We start from the raw sequence: 15,012 nt of genomic DNA on the forward strand, positions 1-15,012 counted from the left end.
AAAAGGGTGCATATTTGCGTATGCCTAATTATGACCTCTAATCCTCTCTAGAAATCCTAGGGAGGTTTTTTTATGTTATTGTTAGAAGCTATAAATATTGAAAAAAGCTATGGAGATCGCCTGCTGTTTCAAGCAGAGAAACTTCAAGTACATCGCGGAGAGCGAATTGGAATTGTGGGAAAAAACGGAGAAGGCAAATCGACGTTGCTTCATATTTTAATGAAAAAAATGAGTCCAGATCAAGGGATTGTGCAAACATATGGCCGTGCCGCACTGATTCCGCAGATTGATGTTCAACCTACATCTGCCGTTTCTCCTGAGATGAAAAGTCAGTGGAGTGTGCCAACTGAAGCGGACTTTCTTAGCGGAGGAGAAGAAACAAGAAAGAAAATTGCAGCTGCTCTTTCATCCGGCGCAGAACTGCTTGCAGCCGATGAGCCAACCAGCCACTTAGATGTAAAAGGCGTAGAGAAATTTGAAGAAGAAATGAAGTCTTTTACAGGCAGTCTGCTGCTGATTTCACATGACCGAGAATTATTAAACCGCCTTTGTACATCTATTTGGGAAGTAGAAGGCGGCAAAATTCACTGTTATGAAGGCAATTATCAAGAATATGTGACGCAAAAAAAACACGCAGTTGAAAGACAGCAGTTTGAATATGAACAGTATGTAAAAGAAAAGCAGCGGCTTGAACTGGCGTCTGAAGAAAAAAGCCAAAAATCAAAGTCGCTTAAAAAAGCGCCGAGCCGCATGGGCAACTCTGAAGCGAGACTTCATAAGCGAGCGGTCGGAAAACAAAAAGCGAAGCTAGACAGAAGCGCAAAAGCGATTGAAACAAGAATTGAAAAGCTGGAGAAAAAAGAAAAGCCAAAAGAAATGGAAGAAATTCATTTTGATTTATCGCAGTTTCACCAAGTGCACAGCAAGCAGGTACTAAGCTTTGACAAAGTCTCAGCATCAGCTGGTAATCATATCTTGTTTCAAAACCTAAAAGGCGGTGTGAAGCCAGGAGCGAAAGTAGCGATTGTCGGCAAAAACGGCGCCGGAAAATCTACGCTGCTGAATATGATTGAGCAGCGAACAGAAGGAATCATGGTTGCGAAGCCTGTAAAACTCGGCTTTTTCCATCAGCGCCTTGAAAATCTAAATCCCGCTAAAAGCATTTTAGAAAACGTTAAAGAAGACAGTCCGTACACCGAGCAGTTTATTCGTACGGTGCTATCGCGCTTACTTTTTAAACGTGAAGACGTGTATAAAAAAGTAGAGATGCTAAGCGGAGGAGAACGAGTCAAAACGGCATTAGCAAAAGTCTTTTTAGGAAATTATAATGTTCTTCTTTTAGATGAACCGACCAACTATCTTGATCTTCATACAAAAGAAGCGCTTCAAGAAGTGTTAAAAGCTTATCCAGGGACGATTTTATTTGTGACGCACGACCGCTATTTTGTTAAAAAGCTTGCGACGCATGTTTTGACGTTAAAACAGTCTAAAGCGGAGCTCGCGGCGATTGAAGATACGGGTAAAAGCAAAAAAGCGTCACAGCAGCAAAATGAAGCGGAGAAACTTGCGCTTCAATTACAATTAACAAAAGTGATTAGCGAGCTTTCTATCACGCCAGAAGGAAAAGAAAAGCAGCTGCTTGAAAAAAGATATGAAGAGCTGTTAGAAGAAAGAAAACGATTAAATAGAAAGGAAGGGTAATATCACTTCGCCTAACAATGAATACAATGATGTTACTGAACATCAAAAGCGTATTGAAGGAAAAATAACGGATATGAATGTAAAAGGAACGCCCAAAAGAATAAAATAGATTGGCTATGGAATCATTATTTTCTTTGTGCTTCTTATTTTAACGATGATCACCGGCGTATTTATCAATTAAAACAAAAAACAGCCGCTTCAATGTTGAAGCGGCTGTTTTTTTATTTGCCTACTTTTGTAACAATGGCATCTCCGTTTTTTCCAACGCGTACAGTAGCAAAACGAGCTTCGCTTTCCACTTTGCTGCCGGTTCCTTCTGGAATAAAGTAATGTTCAATGCCGTACTGAATTCCCCAGTCGTGATAGCTGCCCGTAATGACAACGTCTTTCTTTTTAGAAGTATACGGCTTATTCCAGTCATCATCCGCTTGGTAGATTTTTGTGTATTCATACACACCTTGTTTGTTAGGGCGAAGAACGAGCTTCACTTTTTCACCGTCTTTTACATGAGGTAAGGTAACGTGCGCAATGTCGTAATTCAGCTCAACGTAATCGCCTTGCAGCAGCGAGCGTGGATCGATCGGCTGTAAAGCGAGCTTAATTTCTTTTCCGTTTTGAAGAAGCACTTCGTTTTTAGTGAAAATGCCGCCCAGCATAATAAGCTGAACAAGAATGATGATCCATACAGCGGTTCGGCTGCGGTCAAGAAACGACGGCTGGGGCTGATCAGGCGTTGACAGGTCCCATTTCCTGCTTAAGAAAAGAAAGATCAGACCTAAAATAACGAGCACAAGTGATTTATTAAATAAATCCCACACAAAGTCGTAATATTTCATCGCTAAAAAAACAAACCAGAAAATCATGCCAACAATAAAATCATATTTTGGCTCTTTTCGTACCGTCACAAATAAAAAGACGGTCGAAATTACAAAAAACACCGTGCAGTAAATAATATTTAAAAAAGAAGGTTCGCTTAATTCAGTCAGCGACAGTAAAAAGATAAAAGCAAGAAGCAGTGCTGCTTTTTTAAACGCGTGGTGTACGTTTATCGCGTACACAGCGGCATTTAATAGAAACAAAGCGAGCAGCACATAATCTATTTTGATAGTGTCATAGTAAGCAGTCGGAACCTTTATTAACAGGAGCCCTTGCACTAGCACAAAAAGCAACAGGCGAACGGGCGTATGCTTCGTGAATACTAAAAGCGCTACAAGTGCGATGACGTAGATAAAAAACGGAATGTCGTTCACAAAAAAAGAAGCGCCGCCGCTAATTAATACGCCCATCATTAAAAGCGTATATTTTACCGTTGGAATATCTGCTTTAATTAAATAACATGCCACAATCAGCAAAACGCCAATCACAAGCATTCCGTTTGTTGGGTACGTTCCTGTAATAAGTGTGACAAGTCCTCCTAAAGAGCTGCTGCCGATTACCGATGCAATGGCCGTAATCCCAATCACCGCTATACGTTTGATCACGCGGAGCGAGGTTTTTTGTGCTGAAGTGTTGGCAGTGAGCCATTTGACAAACCACACGCTTGCACCAATAAACAAAATCACGAACCCTAAAGCTAAAAACAGCGACCATTCAGCGTAGTGTTTAAAAATAAAAGAGAAAAACTGTTCAATAACAAATAAAGCAAATGCCACAATGGAAATCCCTAAAAATGACCTTTGCGGCTCCACTTTTGAAAAATAAAAAAAGGAGCTTAGTAAAAACAGCAAATAAAAAATAATAAGACCAATCCGTAAGCTAGAGCTGCCTGTGAAATCCGGCAGGGAAACAGTTAAAAAAATGTAGTGAAACAAACAAAACGCCGCATACATGATCACAGGAGACGAGCGTTGTTTCTTTTTTATGATCCAAAAGATGAGTAAGTTCACAAACGCCATTCCTGCGTAAAGTAAAAGCGTCTCGTGTTCGCCTCGCTGTGAGACTGCGCCTGTTGGTGAAATAAAAAAAGCCATGGTGAATTGAAATAAAACAAACGATAACACATAAAACGGCTGATACTTTGTAAAAAAGCTAAACAAAATAACTGGCACAAGCCAAATTAAAAACAGCCAGTACGATTCAGCGTGCGTGTTGTAAATTTGAGAAAGAAGCGCGATGCTTAATCCAAATGAAAGAGCGCCGGCCAAAAGCGTCCAGTGACTTAAAAACGCCTGCTGAGGAAGCAGCTTTCGCACCGAAAATGCACTTCCGTAAAACAGCAGCATCAGCCCCACACTCAGCGCAATTTTAGTGTAGCGGTCAAAGCCTTGCCAGTTCGATGCGAAAAAATATAAAATGCCGGACAAAACAAGAGCCAATCCCAGTAAATAACCGAGTCTTACGAGCTTTTCTCTCATACTCAACCTCCTCTTTATATTATGTATATACTAGCGCATGTTTAAATATTTGGAAATAGAAAGAATGAATGCGTTTTAACAAAAAAATTGTGTAAAAAGGCCTTTTAGTGGCATGGAAATAACAAGTGAAGTAGTCCAAAAATCTTGATAAATTGTCAATGGTAAGATAGTTTTGGTTATTTTATCCTGAAGATTGGGTATTGAACTAAAAACCTACATTATTCCCAAAAAATATAAGAAAACATGCCGATGTGCTCTCTTTCTTTATTTGATATGCTATAAAAGGGAATTACTGTTAGAAGAATCAAGAGATAGATATAAAGGAAGTGTCATCATATGAATGAGATGTTTGTTGCTCATCTGTATACCCAAGTGAAGCAGACACATGAAGATATCCAGCAGCTTACCGCTAGTAAAAACACGTTAACGGAAGTCAAAGGAGAGCTTGAACGTGCAAAGGAAAAGGTAAAAGAACCAGAGCTCACTTCCGCCACTTGGTCAGGCAGCCTTGCTGTTGGGTTTGAAGACATTCGTACGGCTATGTTAGATGAATACGATGATTTGCTGACCCGTCAGCTGACGGATGCCCTTACGACAATTGATGCAAAAATTACGGCGCTTCAATCGGATATACAAGGGATGGAACGCGCCATTAAAATGCAAGAAGACGAAGCAAAAGATAAGGTGTGATGCAATATGGCAGACGAAATTAAAGTAATAGATGGTGAAATTAATAGAACGCTTAGTGATCTAAGCGCTGCTGCGCAGCAGTTTCAGCCGCTTTTTCCGTTTCACGTAGGAAGCGGACAAGATCTAGCGGTGCTCGATGAATTAAACCAGCTGAACCAGCAGCTGCAAACGTTAATTGTGGACTACAAGCAAACGCTCCTCGATGATTTGAACGCCACCAAAAAATCCGTGCAGTCCATAAAAGAAGCAGATGAAAAAGCTGCAAACGCCGCTAAATAATGTTCATATTTTATATAAAGCTATCAAAAACAACCTTTCAAACACCATGAATTTAGCATTCAAATAAAATAAAAAGGTTTTATTTAGAGGATGATGCAAGCCTTGTAAAGAGGAGCATCCGCTTAGGTTTAGAAAAATGACGGGCGGTTGTTCGTTAACCGTTTGTTGTTTTTCTACATCGATACAGCTAGGAGGTTACAGATTATTGAAAACACTTGATGTCGATGCTTTTCACGAAAATATTCAAGCTATCTTAGACTCTATTAAAAGTCAAAAAGAACAAATTCAGAGCCTGATTTCACAGGTTCAGGCATTTTCAAGCTTAGATGATGCGTTTAAAGGAAAAGGAGGAGAAGCGATTCGGTCTTTTTACGAAACGGGACATGCTTCTTTTTTAACGCTGTATCATTCATTACTCACTTCCTATGAAGCTCGACTAACTCAAATCATACATGCCCTGCGCTCATTCGAACCGAGCGAAGAAGGCTACATCACGCAGCCCTTTCTGCAAGACACTATTCCTGCGCATTTAAATCAAACAAGAAATACAACCGTTTCGCTTGTCGATCAAGCGAATGCAGCGATTCAAAAAATCAGTCACCTTGCTTCTGTTTCAGCGCTTAACGATCAAGGTTTTTTAACAGAAGTAGAACAAGCAAAACACAAAGCGGACAAAACGATGAACGATTTAGTCCGTTTTGACGAACAGCAAACGCAAAGCCTTTCAGCCATTCAAGATCAGCTGACGTCTTTAAACTCGCTGCTTTCTAAAGTGAAAGCTGGGTTTCAAAATGGTTCCATTCAGCCGGGCAATGTAAGTGAGCTGAGTGCGTTGGCGAAAAAAGCGATGACCCATTCAGGAGGCGTCTCGGTTCTTGAAAAAGGCATTCAAACAACCTTGACAAGAAAAGAAAAACAAGAGAAAGTGATAAAGGAAGTAGGCCTTGAAAAACTGATTCAGCTTCAGGCGATGACGCCTGCTGAACAGTTAAAAGAAATTCACAAGCTTGAAAAAAACTCGCCTTACATAAGAGAAGTGCTAACGCAAATTCAGCAGGATACAGCACCTGCTAACATGAAAAAACTAGCGGAACTGTCACCTGCAGAGAAAGCAGTGGAACTTGAAAAAAGTCCATACCTGCAGGCGCTCAACGATTCTTCAACTGTGGGCATGCTAGCGTCTCAACAGATTCTTCAAAACGCTACGGGCGTTGAGGGAATGCTTATGCAGTCGGTGATGAGTCAGGGTCAGGTTAGAGATGTGACACCTGAAAAAACTGCTGAATCCTTTGACTTTACAGAAATCTGCGAGAACCCTGCGGCTAAAAAAGAAGAAACCGGTATAAAAGCTGTAGTCAAGGACGTAGGAGAAGGTGCTGTCACCTTAGCAAAAGGCACAGTTACGGGTACTAAAGGCGTAGCACAAGACGTTTGGGCCGGTATGGGGGAGAGAGCAGATAAACGGTACAACTCCTTGTATGACTTTGGAAACTATATAACGATGGGCGGATTTGATGGAGCTGTTTCCTTCAAAGAGGAGTTGAATGAACGAGGGGAAAAATCGTTTGATTCACCGTATGACTTTGTCAATCACGCAACGATGGGACTCTTAGATGTAGGGCAGCAGGCACTTAATCCGGACAAACCTCTTTCAAAAGAGCACTGGGAAAACAGCATGTTTCTGTTTGCGAGCGTCATTGGAGGAGCGAAACCCGCAGGAGCGGTAAAATCCGTTCCAAAAATAACAAACGTTCCGCGTGTACCTGCCCATAAAGCGACCAAAACATTAAGCGATATGCGAAATGTCGTCAGCCCAAAAGCAGCAAGCAATTGGTCGAAGAAGGTGTATGAACCGTTTCAAAAGCAGATCAAACCTTTACTAGATGCGGAGATGCCGACTTTACGTCCTCAACCTCAACTGGTAGGGATAGGAGAGACGTTACCTCGACAGACCTTGGGTGAAGAGTTACATGGGTTAACGACGTATAAGATGGAGAATGTTTCAAAAGGTCAGTCGAAAGCGTTGGAGAAAGTGGAAAATCCTGATAGTAAAGCGAATGTTGAAGGGGTTTATGATCAGGAAGCTGTTGCTAAGGGTACGGGAAAAGTGTATCCAACCAGACAAATAGATTCAGTTGCGGAAGCACATATAATTGATAGAGTGAAAGAGCTAAGAGGGAATTTATCAAGTAAATATAAAAAAGCTGGTAATTTTGCCCTTGCAGAGGTGGATGTTAATAGTTTAAACAAAAAGGAGTTTTATGCTTCAAGTAAAATAGATGAATTTAAAGGGAATTTAGAAGAAAAAGTTCCTGAAATTTCATTAAAACCAAATGAGCCAATTTTTGAGGCATCTCTAGCACCTGGTAAGGATGGAAAACCTTATATGCGAGATTCTGACACAGAGTATAAGATTTTGAATGAAATTGCTTTAAAACTGGGTAATGATGTAAATGCTACTGGTGAAATTAAGTTATTCACAGAACTAGATACGTGTGATAGTTGTAGCAAAGTAATAGCTGAATTTGCTGATAAATATAAGAATATTAAATTGGAAGTTATTCACAATAACGGTGAAAGACTTAAACCATAAAAGAGGAGTGACATCATGGAAGACTGGGAATATAATGAAATATTTGAGGCGATTAACGAAGACTATGATGATTATTTAAAATTAAATAGGGGACATGAATATGCAATAGCAAGAACTATTAATGAATATATAAATCTTGGAAAGGTAGAAGACTTTATTGTAGATACTGCTGTAGGTGAAATATTGTTATCCAAAAATAAGGTCTTTATTGGATATGCTGAAGGGATAACAAAGAGATTAAGTGTGTTTAAAGATTTAGATGTTACAAATGAACTAACACATGAAGAAATAGTAGACTTGACTAATAGGATAGAGAAAGTACTAGATGGTCTTAGTAAGGTTGAGATAGATTATAACCCTTATTCCGAGTAGTTATTTGCGAAATTGAACAAGAATATTTTTAAATTATAAATTAATGATGTAATTAACTAAAAAGCACTTGATTTCCTTTTAGGGAACCAGGTGCTTTCTATGTGATATTTTATGCTTTGGACAACACGAATGATGATATGCTGAAATTCAGAGCCCATGAAAGTAGTACCATCATGAAGTACAATGTGCAATGATAGAATAGAAAACAAAATACGAGCTTAGGCGAGATGACATTATACTGGGCGGTGAATATAAACACACGGAATGGATACTAAATTAACGAACTCGTACAACCCCGTAAGCTTTAAGGTAATGATTGTCACGACACATAAAGAGTGTCATATTGTTACTACAAAACTTACAAGTTTATGCTACTTAAAAACATATGAACTTAAAGCACTTGATTGTCGATTAAAGGCAACAAGTGCTTTTTATTGTAAAATAAAACTATATATTGGACTTAAAATGTTAATTTAACCGATTAAGCTGAAAAAGTAGTTCAGACAGTAGAAGTGGTGAAGACGTGTTTCAAAAGGCCAGTCGAAAACGTTGGAGAAAGTGGAAAAGCTTGATGGTAAGGGTACGGGAAATGTCAAGCAAGGAGATAAAAGCTCTCTAGCGCCAGGTGGTGGATTAGCTGTACATGAGTTAAAAGGTGAGCATTTAATAGAGAGGCATGTTAGGAAAACTGATGAACAACTTTTAGAAAGATTGAAAACTAATCCTAAAATTACTGGTTCTTCAACTTTTAAGAATAGAATGACAGCAGAAAAAGTTGCTAAAGGTTCAGCGAGACCTTGCTGCACTTTCTCATTCTAAAGCAAAATTAGAAAAAGAGTTGAAAAAGTATCCGTATCTATATGCGAATTATAAAAAGTCTGAAATTGCAAGAAGTGTATATGAAACGGAAGCCAAAAAGCAACAACAAGATGGTCTAGCAGCTGTTTCTTTTGTAGCGGATATGGTGCCTGTGGTTTCCAATGTAAAAGGTGGATAGGAAGCAAGTGTAGGATCCGATCCTAGTACTGGGAATGAACTATCTAGTTTTGACCGTTCTGTTTCTGGAGCAGGAATTGTCTTTGGCGGCTTTGCGAGAGTGCCAGGGAAAGTGGTGAAATACGGAAGCGAAGGAGCAGAATACGTACTTCGCGTAAACAAAGCAGAAAAGACCGTAACAAAGCAGAAAAGACCGTAACAAAGCATAAGGTTAAAGATGTTTCCAAGGGCGAGTCAAAAGCTGTGGAGAAGGTCGAAGGGAAAGGTAAAGAACAAGATAGAAGTATTGAGAATAAGGGTACGGCTAAAAATGCTGTTAAGGCTAATAAATTTAATTTTGTTGAAAAGGCAAAAAATCACCTAATAAATGTCGAAAATGTTAATACTAAAAAAGGTATTGTTGGTGGTCACAATATAGATGAATTTAATAAAGCGTTGAAAAGTCAAGGTTTCAATCCGGATGATTTAATTGTGTCTAAAAAATCACATCAATCGATTGAAGGAATTTATGAAGTAGAGTATAAAATACCTAGAAAAGATATGGCTGGTAATGTTGCAGACCCAGTATCATATAAAAATATCAAGGAACCTAAAACAGTTTATGACCCATTTAAGATTAGTGACGACAAAATTTATCGATTGGGACAGGAAGCAATGCAGAACGGAAAAGTAAATGGGAGACTTGTCGAAGGAACTGCTTCAAATGGTTTAAAATTTAGAGGGTATTTAAATGAGGCTGGTGAAATAACAAACTTTTTCCCTATTGTTGATTAACTAAAAATACGATGTTATTGGAGGACGAAAAATGAGTGGAGAATATCAAGTAAATGAAAGTAAAGAAGATATTGATAAATTAATGTTAACATATTTTAATTTTATAAATGGAAAATATCTAGAAAAAGCATTAAAAAGCTTTGCCGAAAGAGAAGGTTATGGACAGGAGATAGTATTTGCCTTTTTTCAGTCTGATTTAGATGAATATGACATGGCACAATTACCTAGACCTTTAGATGAAAAACATGTTTTGATAGAGCTAGGTTACCCAGCTGTTGAAATTGAACAAATAGCTTTTTTAGATTTTAAAACATTCTATGATTATTTGGATAAAAATGTAAATAAAGAAGTAGAGAATAAACCAGAGAAAACTGAGCTGATAGGTTTATTGGCAGAAGTGAAACGCAGTTTATGTGTATAATTTTTAATAATTAACTAAAAAAGGCACTCCATTATTTTAATGGGTAACTAAGTCACATAGCTTTATGACCTCCCTATAAAGTTTCAAATTACTGACAAAAATCTAGCTGTGTTGTATAAACTGGTACCGATTTCAAGGACATCAAACAAAGTCTTTATGTAACTAAGAGATAATCTCTATATTGAATGAGGATATTAGTAGATATATAGATATTGAAAAGTCATCATGTTCGTACAAAGCCTACTTCTGAGCATAATATTAGCTGTGACTTTAAAAAGGATATAGTGTAAGCTAAGAATATACGAGGATTTTGAGTAGGAATAGAGTAAGTTTATAACCTTGATTGGCTAAATGCCTTTCGAGGTTTTTTACTTTAAATTATATCGAATCAGCTGATATTTGAGTGAGACGAAGCAGTGCAAGGTGCAAAATTAAAATGGAGATGTTCACAATGTTTGAGGAAAAAGTTAGAGCAGTCTTAGGTGCACGAGTATTACTAGATGATAATGATCTAAGAATCGAGCAAAAATGGGCAGAGCTAATTGTTTCACGGACGAATTTGATAATTTAGGCAAGGTAGAAGATTTTATGGTGGATACATACTGCTATTGGAGAAATTGCAATTACCCATGAGCAAGTTTTCGTTGGGCGCATTAGAGGTATAACAGGGAGGTTAGGGAAATTTGACCTAAAAGAAGCGCAAGACGAGCTAACATTAGACGAAATAAAAGATTTATTGACGCGAATGAATAAAGTAATAGTAGGACTACAAAATGTAGAGATAGTAAAATTTTAAATTATCAAATAGATTTTGAGCGTTTAAAAGTAGAAGTGAAAGTGATGACAGAAAAAGAAAAACAAGTAAACATTCTGTTTAAAGATTTTTTGCTTTTCATTTTGAAAACCAGCTGCCTAACAGCATACTTTTAGATATAGCTGAAGGAGATGTTAATTCGTTTGCTTTAGATAATAAAACATTGTTAGATCAATCAAAAGATTATTGTTGGCCAATGGACTATGAGCATATTGAGGAACTGATTAATTATATTGAAGGAAATAATGACCATTACTACAAACTATAAGCTTCATACGGATTAAATGGATGGGTTCTTGCTAACAAGGTACTAATTGAATAATAATTCATCATGCGCAAAAGGAGTATTGTCTAGTGATAAACAAAAAACAGGGGAAGGTTTGCGACTAATTCATGAGTTTACAATTTATAACCACGGCTTAAATAGAAGACATATTGATTTTACAGAACTAAAGCAGTTGATTAATGAAATAATCAAAACGGATGATTTTGCGGAATTAGTCATTACACCTATATACCAAAATAGTAAAATTAATCTCGGTTTAATACGGGATTTGAGTTATTAGGTAACACATAGAGAACTAAAGACATTAAAAGAGCATTCTTTTGGATTGTGCTTATTTTAAATAGAGATTTATATACAAAGACAATTAGAGCTTGAATGCTATTAGCAATATATGAGTCTTGAATCAATGGTAAGCGGAAAATGGATATAACTTGAAACATAAGTAAGGTAAAATTAAATTGTTACTAAAAAATTGTCATAGGAGAAAGCTTAAATGGATAAAGAAGAATTATCAAATTTTATAAATGAACATAAGGAATTGGACGACTTTACAGGTGTAGTAGAGGAAGGTCAAATCAAATTTGTCCAAAATGAGTTAGGGGTAGAATTGCCGGAAAGTTATAAGTGGTTTTTAACTAATTATGGATCGGGTGGGCTATTTGGTGTAGACATTTCAGGAGTGGCCAAGGCAAATAAAGCACCCGTTATTGCCCATACACAGAGATATAGAAATTTAGGGATGCAAAAAAATTTAGTAGTTATTGAGGATATTGGGGAATATGCTTACTGTTTAGATACAAGTAATATAGAGAATGATGAGTGTCCAGTAATAGCGTGGAATAGAATAGGAGGACTGGATGGCTATAATACAGCAAAGAACTTTTATGAGTTTTTATCCCAAAGGTTATTGGATGCAAAAGAAGCATGGGAAGAAGATTTTTAACGAGAGAAATAACAGTGATAAGCTAGGATTCAATTAATGAACAAGTAGGAGAGGAAAAGTTTGATAACTTTTATGAGTACCTCTACTATCGAATAGATGAAATGTTAGATTAGCACAAAAATAAGTACGCTAGAAGTTGAGACATAACGAAACTACTCCAATCTCAAGACGAACAATCGATATAAACGGTAACAACCTACTCTGCCTTTTTCGCAGGAGTTTTCGCCTTGCTATTCAATTAATAATCTAGATGGAATGTCTTTAGCTGAGAATCTAAAAATGAACTTGGAGTGTAATAAAATGAATTTAAATGCTTTTGGTCAAGCAACAGAAGAATCAATAGGCAAATTAGAAGAAATTTTGGGATTTTTACTTCCCGAAGATTATAAAAAATTTTTAGGTGAATATAACGGAGGAACTTCGAAAGTAAGATATAGTAAATTTTTTGTTGAAGAATTAAATCAGGAAATTCCTTTAGATGTTTTGTATGGGATAGGTGTAACAAGAACGTTTGATTTAATTGAATGTTATGAAGAGTTTGAAGAAGATATCCTGCCGTGTAGTTTGGTAATAGGAGATGATCCTGGTTCGGGATTTATTGTACTTATTACTGATACGGAAAGGCACGGTGTGTATTACTGGGACCACTCTCTTTCATTCCCCCAATCTCGTGAAGAAGAAAATACATACAAAGTAGCTCATAATTTTAAGGATTTTTTAAACGAATTAATTCATCCGTGATAATAGGGCGTGAAGAAACAGAACTAACATATGCTGAACGATTAGAAAAAGTCTTGAGTGAAGGTAATGTTATTGGCAATGAAAGATGCTATGAGCAACTATTTTAAGGTAAGAAGAGAATATTTTGAAAAAGGTTTGGATTTCCTATTTAAAACATCCTACAACGAAAATGTTCAATCAATAATTTATCAAGGGGAAATGGATGAAGACGAAGAAATTTTATGGAACCCTGTTCAAAAAAATAATCATAGCGATATAAAACCACTTGAAGAAAGGTTTCATATTAAATTTCATTCTTCAATTGACTGCTATTTTAATTCCTACTGGTTTGCGGAGTTAGATGGTTTTATGGATGGGCATTACATTACGTTAGAGGCTGTATTACCGAATATTGAATTGGATACGTTTGAAAGGAATTTAAAGGGATATAAAAGAAATCACGATAAGCTTGATAAGGTTCCTATAGGTATAGAAGGCAATGGTTTGGTAGTTGTGATCCATAACATCAGCGGCAAAATCGAATTAGAAGATTTTGAACGAGGTTGTTTTAAAGAAATTGCAAACTCCTTAGAAGATTTAATTTCTAGCCTGCGTTTACAAAGATAACAAAAGTATGTACAAAAAAGAATTAAATCATCATCTACAGAAAGGGAAGGAATGGAATGAAGATCGAATTATTAAAAGTAGTGGACCAAGAGTTGGAAATGTACCCTGAAGCTTTTGGCGGTGCTGTTACTAGTGAGGAAGTGACACAAGCTGAAGCGAAGCTAAAAGTGAAACTTCCAGAGGACTTTAAAAAATTTCTTTTGAGGTATGGTTCGGGGGCAATTGGTGAAGCGGTTGTTTTAGGGTTAAGAGAGGCAGAATTTGTGTCTACACCGTCATTTGTAGATAAATCTCTACAGTTCAGAAATATGTTGCCTCTAGGATACGAGCATTTTGTTGTGATTGGAGTAGACAGTGCGGGAAATCCAGTAGGATTTCAATATCCTAATAAAGAAATCATCATAGTTGATTTTGACTTTGGCGGAAAAAAAGTTATAGCCGGAAGCTTTGAAGAATATCTAGAAAAATCGATTCGTGAAGAATTAAATATCCATTTCTGATTGGAGTTATGGAATAGTCCCTATTTATAAGGAGGAATTAGATGAGAAAAGATTTAGAGTGGGAATATGCTGATCGAGAAGTATCAGAAAATGAGGTTGAAGAAAGTGGAAGGCAATTAGGATTCCACTTACCTAAAGATTATATTGATTGTGTAAAAATAAATGGAGGTGCTAGCGTATTACCAGAAGAATTTAATGTAGGCAACGTAGAGCTTTGTTTTGGTAGTTTATTTAGCTTTGATAAGAAAAGCAGTGAGTACATTGTTCAAAAATATGAACTATATAGACCTATGCTTCCGAAAAAGGTTTTTCCTATTGCGAATGATCCCGCTCGAAATTTAATTTGTTTAGATTAAAAAAATAATATAGATAACCCGATTGTGGTATTTTGGGAACACGAAAATGTCCCTGAAAAAGAAGTGTTAATGGAAGAGAAAGGTTTAATTGAAGAACAAGTGGAAGAACGTGCAAGGAGCAATGTATTTTACATCGCAGATACGTTTACGGATTTCTTAAGTGAATTATATGATTAAAAAGCCTTTTGTAAGTGCACGTTGATTTGCTAAAGTCTCTAAGGGGTATTTTTGTGCAAATGCTTCATCAAAAAAATGCTCGAGCATATAAAAATATGTCACTCGTCAAAATTTGGAGAGTTTTCTTTTAAATATTCAAATATAGTTTATGTAAAAGTCAACATACATGTTAGGTTTTATAACATAAATTTCTGAATAATCATTTACTTATTCACTTATTTCATGGTATGTTATATGACATAGATATTGTAACTTGCAATATCTGTTGAGAATTAGCTGTTATAATATATACTTATTTTTCTAAATATGCATCTGGACGAGCGGGTGCTCTATACATATATGAATACATCTACGTATAACTAGTCAAAAAGAATGAAGGCATTTCTAATTATAGTGCTGTTTGTTCTTT

Annotated in this window: 15 protein-coding genes and 3 pseudogenes; 17 read left to right on the forward strand and 1 reads right to left on the reverse strand. The window is 36.8% G+C overall.

What is annotated here, in order from left to right; all coding sequences use genetic code 11:
• Positions 1-72 precede the first annotated feature (72 nt).
• Positions 73-1,701, forward strand: coding sequence for a ribosomal protection-like ABC-F family protein (abc-f, locus tag ACOZIR_RS10665; RefSeq protein ID WP_045292222.1), 1,629 nt, complete (start codon positions 73-75; stop codon positions 1,699-1,701).
• A gap of 221 nt (positions 1,702-1,922) precedes the next feature.
• Here the strand turns inward: abc-f and ACOZIR_RS10670 are convergent, their stop codons facing one another.
• Positions 1,923-4,055, reverse strand: coding sequence for a GDYXXLXY domain-containing protein (locus ACOZIR_RS10670; RefSeq protein WP_421535571.1), 2,133 nt, complete (start codon positions 4,053-4,055; stop codon positions 1,923-1,925).
• 336 nt (positions 4,056-4,391) lie between these two features.
• On the opposite strand from ACOZIR_RS10670, the gene ACOZIR_RS10675 reads away from it, so the two are divergent.
• The 16 genes and pseudogenes from ACOZIR_RS10675 to ACOZIR_RS10750 all read left to right on the forward strand — a co-directional run bounded on the left by ACOZIR_RS10675 (position 4,392) and on the right by ACOZIR_RS10750 (position 14,603).
• Positions 4,392-4,745, forward strand: a complete 354-nt coding sequence (locus tag ACOZIR_RS10675) for a YwqH-like family protein (protein WP_045292219.1) — start codon at positions 4,392-4,394, stop codon at positions 4,743-4,745.
• Positions 4,746-4,751: 6 nt separating this feature from the next.
• Positions 4,752-5,024, forward strand: coding sequence for a DUF5344 family protein (locus ACOZIR_RS10680; protein ID WP_045292218.1), 273 nt, complete (start codon positions 4,752-4,754; stop codon positions 5,022-5,024).
• A gap of 205 nt (positions 5,025-5,229) precedes the next feature.
• Positions 5,230-7,617: a T7SS effector LXG polymorphic toxin gene (locus ACOZIR_RS10685; protein ID WP_160297356.1), complete on the forward strand. Its 2,388-nt coding sequence runs from the start codon at positions 5,230-5,232 to the stop codon at positions 7,615-7,617.
• A 15-nt stretch (positions 7,618-7,632) separates the two neighbouring features.
• Positions 7,633-7,989 (forward strand): Imm3 family immunity protein, encoded by a 357-nt coding sequence (locus tag ACOZIR_RS10690; RefSeq protein WP_025751570.1) that lies wholly within the window; start codon positions 7,633-7,635, stop codon positions 7,987-7,989.
• Positions 7,990-8,253: 264 nt separating this feature from the next.
• Positions 8,254-8,466 (forward strand): hypothetical protein, encoded by a 213-nt coding sequence (locus tag ACOZIR_RS10695; RefSeq protein WP_080890172.1) that lies wholly within the window; start codon positions 8,254-8,256, stop codon positions 8,464-8,466.
• Positions 8,467-8,547: 81 nt separating this feature from the next.
• On the forward strand, positions 8,548-8,808 hold the full coding sequence (locus tag ACOZIR_RS10700) for an RNase A-like domain-containing protein (RefSeq protein WP_237758447.1): 261 nt from the start codon (positions 8,548-8,550) through the stop codon (positions 8,806-8,808).
• Positions 8,765-8,986 carry a hypothetical protein gene (locus tag ACOZIR_RS10705; protein WP_045292217.1) on the forward strand — a complete coding sequence of 74 codons (222 nt, stop codon included), beginning with the start codon at positions 8,765-8,767 and terminating at the stop codon, positions 8,984-8,986. Before ACOZIR_RS10700 ends, ACOZIR_RS10705 begins: the two co-directional genes overlap by 44 nt.
• A 12-nt stretch (positions 8,987-8,998) precedes the next feature.
• Positions 8,999-9,184: pseudogene (locus ACOZIR_RS10710) on the forward strand (pre-toxin TG domain-containing protein); the annotation flags it as partial.
• Between the two features lie 44 nt (positions 9,185-9,228).
• The gene (locus ACOZIR_RS10715) at positions 9,229-9,759 is read left to right on the forward strand and encodes a CdiA family toxin C-terminal domain-containing protein (protein ID WP_045292356.1); all 531 of its coding nucleotides are present in this window, start codon (positions 9,229-9,231) and stop codon (positions 9,757-9,759) included.
• A gap of 31 nt (positions 9,760-9,790) precedes the next feature.
• Positions 9,791-10,180 (forward strand): hypothetical protein, encoded by a 390-nt coding sequence (locus ACOZIR_RS10720; RefSeq protein WP_045292216.1) that lies wholly within the window; start codon positions 9,791-9,793, stop codon positions 10,178-10,180.
• A 552-nt stretch (positions 10,181-10,732) separates the two neighbouring features.
• Positions 10,733-10,976 (forward strand): annotated as a pseudogene (locus tag ACOZIR_RS10725) (Imm3 family immunity protein); the annotation flags it as partial.
• 797 nt (positions 10,977-11,773) lie between these two features.
• Positions 11,774-12,223, forward strand: coding sequence for an SMI1/KNR4 family protein (locus tag ACOZIR_RS10730; RefSeq protein WP_045292214.1), 450 nt, complete (start codon positions 11,774-11,776; stop codon positions 12,221-12,223).
• A 300-nt stretch (positions 12,224-12,523) separates the two neighbouring features.
• Positions 12,524-12,964 carry an SMI1/KNR4 family protein gene (locus ACOZIR_RS10735; protein ID WP_045292213.1) on the forward strand — a complete coding sequence of 147 codons (441 nt, stop codon included), beginning with the start codon at positions 12,524-12,526 and terminating at the stop codon, positions 12,962-12,964.
• A 90-nt stretch (positions 12,965-13,054) separates the two neighbouring features.
• Positions 13,055-13,570 carry a SecY-interacting protein Syd gene (locus ACOZIR_RS10740; protein WP_193377153.1) on the forward strand — a complete coding sequence of 172 codons (516 nt, stop codon included), beginning with the start codon at positions 13,055-13,057 and terminating at the stop codon, positions 13,568-13,570.
• A 56-nt stretch (positions 13,571-13,626) separates the two neighbouring features.
• Positions 13,627-14,070: an SMI1/KNR4 family protein gene (locus ACOZIR_RS10745; RefSeq protein WP_045292212.1), complete on the forward strand. Its 444-nt coding sequence runs from the start codon at positions 13,627-13,629 to the stop codon at positions 14,068-14,070.
• 41 nt (positions 14,071-14,111) lie between these two features.
• Positions 14,112-14,603, forward strand: a pseudogene (locus tag ACOZIR_RS10750) (SMI1/KNR4 family protein).
• The last annotated feature ends 409 nt before the right edge of the window (positions 14,604-15,012 follow it).

The sequence above is a fragment of the Priestia sp. D3YE.R1 genome (assembly GCF_049199565.1).
Classification (GTDB): domain Bacteria; phylum Bacillota; class Bacilli; order Bacillales; family Bacillaceae_H; genus Priestia; species Priestia aryabhattai.